The sequence below is a fragment of the Bacillus cereus genome (assembly GCF_002561295.1).
Classification (GTDB): domain Bacteria; phylum Bacillota; class Bacilli; order Bacillales; family Bacillaceae_G; genus Bacillus_A; species Bacillus_A cereus_S.
Window position 1 is genome coordinate 187,518 of sequence record NZ_NTUG01000003.1, and the last position, 7,483, is coordinate 195,000.

Genomic DNA, 7,483 nt, shown 5'->3' on the forward strand with positions numbered 1-7,483 from the left:
ATCATTACTTCAACATAGAAAGCATAATCTTCTCTAACTCAGCCTTATTTAAAACATCATCAACAATGACAATTTGGTAGGCACTCTGTTTGCCTGTTGCAGGAACAATCATCTTCATTGCTTTTACATTGCTTCCTGTCATTTTCGCAAAAGTGACCTTTGTTCCTTCTAACTCGTAATTTTCCATTTTGTCGTTATCATTGATCCAAAAGTAAAATGGGTCTTTTCCTTTTTCTAAAACAGCCGATTGGTAAATCGTATACCCAAACTCTTCTCCTCTATATTCTGAATTGATAATAGGGATCGGTTTTCCAATTGTAACCTCTGTATCAACTCTTTCTTTTGTTAGTTGATAGCCTTCTGCTACATAAGTTGGTTTTTCAATTGGAAAATCCACTATTTTTTGCGCTTCTTCTTTTGTAAAGATGAAATGTTTCCTCACCTTCTCCCAAAGTGGCCCTAATTCTTCTGCTATTTTTTCTATTTTGTTTTGTTCTTCTGCACTTAGCCGTTCCGGATCCCCTCCTAAAGCAATTGCTTTCTTTTGAAGAGCATACCATTCTCCTTGCAACGTGATATATGTATCAAATTCGTCTTTTGTTAAATACTTTTTAGCCGCTGCTGTTTCATCCATCATTTTTTCATACTGACTTTCTGGAATCTTCAATTCTGCAAGTGCCTGTTCCTTCGTACCAATCGTTCTTTCTACACTTTTCTCAATGAGAACTCCAGGTTGCTCTTTCTTTTCTATTACGGTTTGCTCTTTCTTTTGTTTAGTTGGTACATCTGCGCGCGCATTTAATAGCGATACAGAAGACACAGCAATTACTACGATGACTCCAAGTGCCGATAAGCGATATGATTTCTTTTGAAAGTTCTTAATCATACGGATTCTCCTTTTCAACGTCCGTTTATTTCGACTTAAATTCGCTAAGCTAGGTGTTTGATAATAACTTGCATAATGTTCTAAGAGCGTAATAATCGTATGACCGTATGCGATTTGTTCCTCGGAATCTATAAATGTTAAAGCGAATGCATCACACGCCAATTCTTGATCTTCGCGCATACACGAATAGGCATACCAAAGAATTGGGTTAAACCAATTTAGAATGAGTAAGCTATGCATGAGCCAATTGACTCCGACATCTCTTCGTTTTATATGAGCTAATTCATGATAAAAAACATACTTCAGTTGTTGTTCATCTAATACTTTCATATGAGCACTTGATAGTAACACCATTGGATGAAAAAAACCGAACACTGTTGGGCTTGAAATTTTCCCAGCTAACAGTAATGGAATATTCTGCTGAACAGACATAGATTTTTTACAGTCTTCAAAGATTTTGACAATCCGTTCATCCGTAATAGCAGGCTGTTTTTTCATGTATCGATGCAAGCGTCTATTCATAACAACCGTCGCAATCCCTAAAATGATAACCCCGGCTAACCATATGTATAAAAAGATTGTATAAAATGAAAATGTCGCCTCATTTTTATTTTGCTGCTTCCCTATTTCATTTTCCTCAGCTATTTTTATGAAACTAGGTGCGTAATTATTTTCGTTTCCAGACACATTCGTATCATCTACAACCACATTCTCGTTCATAGATTCTTTTTGATGAAAAATAGCCTCGGTTCCACTGTTATACGAAAGAATAGAATAAATACTATAGGAACTATCTGGCGACCACGGTAACACAAGCCTCACAATTAATACCATCCATAATACATACTGCCACCTTGGGGTCAATTTGTTTCTCAATACGATTTTGACACATAAAATGAAGCCAACTACAATACTTGCCATAATGGACGTTTCTATCACCCAATCAAACAAACGAGGCAGATATATATTTATAAACAGATCCATCATCACAATTTATTCTTCCGCTGATTTTCTTCTGTTTTCTCATCCAGAATGCGTTTCAGCTCGTTGATGTCTTCTGAAGATAGCTTCTCTTCTTTTAAGAAATTTACAAGTAACGGTTTCAGTGCCGCACCATAGAAACGTTTCAGAAAAGATTTTGTTTCGACTTGTAAATAGCTATCTTGTGAAACTAACGGATAATACGCATACATACGCCCTTTTTCCTGATGGTAAGAAACAGCTTCTTTTTGAACTAACCGATTAATAAGCGTTCGAATCGTTTTTGGCTTCCAATCCATCTTTTTTTCTAACTCCTCAATCACTTCATTCGCCGTTTGAGGTGAGTTTCCCCAAAGAACTTTCATCACTTCTAACTCAGCTTCCGATATTTTAGGTAATTCTTTCATTGTTTACAGTTCCTCCTTGGGATTACATCTGTAGTCCATAAGTCGATATTACAAATGTAATCTCTAATTGTCAACCATATTTTGGTTAACCTCTCATATCCATCCAATTTATAGGAATCGTCATTTTCTATGACAAAAAGACCATCCAAATTAGCGAACGGTCTTGTTTCCCCTATATATTCAGCTTTCTATCTCTTTACATACTAAGCTTTCATTTTATTATTGATTTACCAATTTTGCTGCTAAAATTGTGTGTTCATTACTTGTATTCCTCATTTTCATAAACCGAATAACTAAAATCAATATACTCATCTAACGGCAATTCCTCGCCTGGACAATCCAATCCCCAACCATAGCGCTGAAAATCTATCCCTCCATCAATAAGCATGGGGGACTGACGGCAAAATGAAGAAAATGAGTAACACCTAAAAAGTTGGAAAACATATAAAAAAGATATCAATAGGATATCTAAAATAAATATATAGTTTATCGCAAATATTCTATTTAGGTATCCCTATATCTTGAAATGGATAATTAAAATTCATAATCCATTAAATATGTTCCTGTATTTACTAATTGTTGAGGTAGTGTTTGAATATTAGTTGTAATTGCCCCCACAATTATAGCCATAACCCAAAAACCGATTTTGTGTCCTAAAGCCAGATCCGAAAAACTCGTTACAATTGCCCCAAAAAAGAAAATTGCAGTAAGAATATTCATTAAAAATCCCGAAATTACTGCAACTAATACTAAACCTTGTCCTAAAATTATTAATAAAAGGCCAACAATCTTAAATATAAATTTTATTATTGCTTGGATAATAATCATATATACCCCCCTTTCCTTTTTTTGGTATCATTTTCTATAATATTAACATAAATAAGAGATTAATAGTAAGAATAGTCTTACTATTAATCTCTTAAAAATGGAAGTTTTTAAGATTATTGAAGATGCTAAGACTCATCTGAAATCTTTATAAATTTCTTAGCGAATAAAATCCGCGTTTTACCGTCAGTACCCCTATAAAATAACAACTAAATTAGCAGTAAATTTAACACAAAAAAACGCTTGGGCATCCAAGCGTTTTTTCTATACTATAATTGGAGTTTTTTCTTGATTATCTTTGCCACTTCTTCCGCACTCAAGTTTGTATTGTTTATTTTCGTATAGTTTGAATATTTAATTTCACCCTCTAAAGAATTCAATCTGTATTTCTCCATCGACTTTTTCAAATTACCTTCAGACCATTCAATATCCCTTTTTGATGGTTTATGTTCAAGTCTATTAGAACTTTTATTCCGCTCAAGTCTTTCTTCCAAATCAGCCTCAAGCTCTACAAAGTAAACAGTACCTCCTCTAGACTCGAACAACTGAGAAACTTGATTAACATAATCCCAGTCATCTTTCATATTAAATGCCCAAACGTAAGTAAAAATCATTCCATACAAATCGCTCTTTGATACTTCTTCAAATATTTCTTGACGAAACAAACTGACTAATCTCTTTCCTTCTTTAGTGCCGTAGTCGAAGAAATTATTAACCAAATCAATCGTCATATGATTATGAAAAAGTTTCAAATCCGTTATTTTTGCTAGTTCTTGTCCAACTGTCATTTTACCAACCGCTTGAGGTCCAAATATAAGAACAAATTTCATAATCTCTCTCCTTCATTTTGTGAATGCCCCCTCCCTACCACTGGGCTATGTCCTGCACGTGCTTGAGGAAGAGGACTTCTGTTGAAGTACCGTTAAATTAAAACTTTACTCCTTCTGATTAACTATAAATTTGTTTTTTTAGCTTTCATTCCGACAGTAAATACCTTAAAACCAAGCTTCTCATAATAAGGGGCATTTTTCTCTTCAGAAAACAACTGAATATGTAAATTCTCTTCATTACTTTTGTTCACTAACTGTTGAACTATTTCGCTTCCAATTCCTTGATTTCGAAATTTCGGATGAACAACTAAGCCACAAAGATAAGCATTGATTAATCCATCTGAAATTATTCGCCCTGTACCAATTAATTGATCCTGATTATATGCACTAATAACATACCAGCTTTGGACCATTGCTTGATGTAAAGTTTCTTTAGATAAATTCAAAAAGTCGTTCCATCCCTCATAATCATACAGTTTAAATAGATCATCATGGTTGGGAATCTCATTAGTATATCGAATTTTCATATACAACCTCTTTCTTTTTAATTCCATACTACCATGACTTATGGGGAAGAAAGTGATGAATATCTTATATAATACTTATTTACATAACATCTCATTAAAACAGGCTGCCTAGAAGAGACAGTTTGTTTATTTTCACTAAATAAGAAATCGAAATCATCTTTTTTAAACAGTGAAGGAATGATTGTAAATGTGATGTTTTATGGACGAATAAATGTAGACCAGGCAGGTTGAAAGTTATTCGCTGTATTGTTGGTAAGACGAGTCTGATTGATTCCATTTGCATTCATGACGTAGATTTCATCGTTACCGTCCCGGTCTGAGGTAAAGGCGATCTTACTGATTAAAACCTTTGTGATCGGAGACATATTTTTATAACAAATATTGGGGTAGCACCACACATCCATCAACTTAAGGTATATTAACCCCCTCAGGTGTAAAAAAACGTCATCCTTTCTATGTATTACTACAAAAAGGATAACGTTTTTTTCGTTTTAGTTACATTTCAAAATCTTAGACATGTAATAACTATCAACTAAATTCCCATTAATAATGCAAGATGCTTTTTATATTCCCGCAATCTCATAACCTGGTTTTTTATATAAAGATATGGTGGATGTATTATTATGTTTGCGAAACGTTGAAATAGTTTGATTATTTAGAAATGTTAAGATATTATAAGGTTGTATTTGTTTAATCGAATATAACATTTGGATTGAATTTCAAAAAAGGAGGAGCAAGGTATTGAGTATTAAAAAATCTTTAATATTAGCAATCGGAGTATGTTGCTTTATTTCACCAGGAATATCCCGTGCAGAATCAAGTGATATTATTCCATCCGAAAAAACAGCACAGTATGCTACTACCACAGGTTGGAAGGAAGTAGATGGAAAGTGGTATTATTACAAGGATGGAGTTATGCAAACAGGTTGGCAATCACTTCAAGGAGCATGGTATTATTTCAATGCTTCTGGAGCAATGCAAACGGGATGGCAACAAATTAATGAGACATGGTATTATTTCCACTCATCAGGGACAATGCAAACAGGTTGGCAACAAATTGAAGGGAATTGGTACTATTTAAATCCTATTTCTGATGGTAGCCTAGGTGCTATGCGGACAGGTTGGCAGTCTATCGAAGGAGCATGGTATTATTTCAATAGTTCAGGTGCTATGCATAAAGGCTGGTTAACATTAAATGGACAAACTTACTACCTTGATTACGATGGTACAATGGTAAAAGGTTGGAAATACGTAGACAAGAAAAGAAAATGGTATGAATTTAATACATCTGGACAGCAAGTTAAAAAGTACGGATGGCAAGTTCTAAATAATAAACATGTTTTCTATGACTTTGGCGATGCAGGGTTATACACTAATAAATGGTACTTTATTGATAATAAAACATATGAATTTGATGTAAATGGTTATTGGGTAGAAAATTCATTCGATAATACAACATTAGGTGAATTAGAGCAAGCTTTATTAAAATACTTTAAAGAAAATGGAATAACATATAAAGTTGGCACCCAAGAATATGAAATGTACTTAATTGATCAACTTTTAGAGCATAAAGATGAAAAACTAGCACGACACCCTAAATACACAAAAATATTAACATATGCTGCTGAATATTTACATGAAAGAAACAAAGGACAATCTTTACCAAAAAGCCCATCAGTAGCCAAAAGTACAGAAGGAAATGAAAACGCTATCTTTAGTATGGGTCATGTAGCAAATAAAACAATTAAAGACATAAAAGAAGAAACAGATAAAGAAGATTCAGTAGACATTGTAGAAGAAAAAATGATTCAAAAATCTCCAGAAACAAAGGAATCTCCAACGGTTCAACGTGCTTATTATTATTATAACCCAAACGCAGCTGTTAACTATGCTTTAAAATGGGCTATATCAAGAAATGGTGCCTACGATGATAGAAGTGGTAGTGGCGGAGATTGCACAAACTTCGTTTCACAAGCACTTTATGCAGGTGGAATGATGATGAATTTACCTGGAGAAATTAGTACTTCATCTCGATATGTAACTGATGGTGGTTGGTTTAGTCGAAGATTTGAATCAAGTGTTCCTACTTATAGAGTAAGTTCGTCATGGATTAATGTTGAAATGTTTTATTCTTATTGGGCACCACGTTCAACCATGGTAACAAAAACATGGAGTCCTATGCAAGTGTATTATGGCTCTTCACCGGGGGATGTAATACAATACCAATATGCTGGTGGTGGTAGGAAGTGGCATTCTCTAATGGTTACAGGTAAAAACACTTCTAAAAGAACTATTTATATTAGTCAACATAGTGGCGATAGAAAAAATGAAGATTATGGAAATATAGATAAAGATTATAATGGCGATTCGCAATGGATTATCTTAAAACTAACAAATTAGGTCTTAATAAACATTAATCAAAAAANNTTTTTTGATTAATGTTTATTTTTTGGTTCATATAAGTAAAAATTGTCTTCGCCAGGAAGCTTTATAACAATAACTTTTCTATTTTCTTTTTCAAATACAGTAGTAGCTCCTTCTTCTTGTATTTTTTTCCACCCTTTAACTCTTATAGACATTAAAGGTAAATAACCAAAAGTATATTGATAATCTGCTGGATTATCATCTTCAACATGGTTAGAAAAAATAAACACAGGAAAATCTTTAATTTTTGACTCTTTCGTCATTAAGAATGTAGAAAGAATCAGTAGTAATAAGACCCCAAGAATTATCTTTATTTTTTTAAAATTCATAATTTATCACTCCTATAGATATTATAATAAATATCATGATAGAAAAACATAACAAATTAATTCATTTGGCGAAATAGGGGGACAGCCACATCGCCATCAAGTTAAAAAGAACGGGTTATCCCAAAACAATAAAAACGAAAAAAATGAGCTGAATTCTCATAAATAACTGTACAAAGGTAAAAATTTCGTTATGGGGGTAGCTTGATGGGCATGGGGTATTAGCTTTTCTTAGCTTGATGGGCATGTGACGCTACCCCACATCCATCAACTTAAG

The 7,483-nt window shown here is 33.5% G+C and carries 7 protein-coding genes; 1 reads left to right on the plus strand and 6 read right to left on the minus strand.

All coding sequences use genetic code 11. The annotated features are described in order from the left end of the window. Window positions 1-4 precede the first annotated feature (4 nt). From CN373_RS02935 to CN373_RS02955, 5 genes are all read right to left on the minus strand, one after another. The gene (locus CN373_RS02935; RefSeq protein WP_098358801.1) at window positions 5-1,873 is read right to left on the minus strand and encodes a M56 family metallopeptidase; all 1,869 of its coding nucleotides are present in this window, start codon (window positions 1,871-1,873) and stop codon (window positions 5-7) included. Then, the gene (locus CN373_RS02940) at window positions 1,873-2,274 is read right to left on the minus strand and encodes a BlaI/MecI/CopY family transcriptional regulator (RefSeq protein WP_000661421.1); all 402 of its coding nucleotides are present in this window, start codon (window positions 2,272-2,274) and stop codon (window positions 1,873-1,875) included. The genes CN373_RS02935 and CN373_RS02940 overlap by 1 nt, the downstream gene beginning before the upstream one ends. A 534-nt stretch (window positions 2,275-2,808) precedes the next feature. After that, on the minus strand, window positions 2,809-3,102 hold the full coding sequence (locus tag CN373_RS02945; RefSeq protein WP_000584104.1) for a hypothetical protein: 294 nt from the start codon (window positions 3,100-3,102) through the stop codon (window positions 2,809-2,811). Between the two features lie 266 nt (window positions 3,103-3,368). Continuing rightward, window positions 3,369-3,929, minus strand: coding sequence for an AAA family ATPase (locus CN373_RS02950; protein ID WP_098358802.1), 561 nt, complete (start codon window positions 3,927-3,929; stop codon window positions 3,369-3,371). A 122-nt stretch (window positions 3,930-4,051) separates the two neighbouring features. After that, window positions 4,052-4,456 carry a GNAT family N-acetyltransferase gene (locus CN373_RS02955; protein ID WP_000702798.1) on the minus strand — a complete coding sequence of 135 codons (405 nt, stop codon included), beginning with the start codon at window positions 4,454-4,456 and terminating at the stop codon, window positions 4,052-4,054. A 741-nt stretch (window positions 4,457-5,197) separates the two neighbouring features. On the opposite strand from CN373_RS02955, the gene CN373_RS25455 reads away from it, so the two are divergent. Then, window positions 5,198-6,856: an amidase domain-containing protein gene (locus tag CN373_RS25455; protein WP_000023458.1), complete on the plus strand. Its 1,659-nt coding sequence runs from the start codon at window positions 5,198-5,200 to the stop codon at window positions 6,854-6,856. 35 nt (window positions 6,857-6,891) lie between these two features. Here the strand turns inward: CN373_RS25455 and CN373_RS02970 are convergent, their stop codons facing one another. Next, window positions 6,892-7,209, minus strand: a complete 318-nt coding sequence (locus CN373_RS02970; RefSeq protein ID WP_098358803.1) for a hypothetical protein — start codon at window positions 7,207-7,209, stop codon at window positions 6,892-6,894. Window positions 7,210-7,483 lie beyond the last annotated feature (274 nt).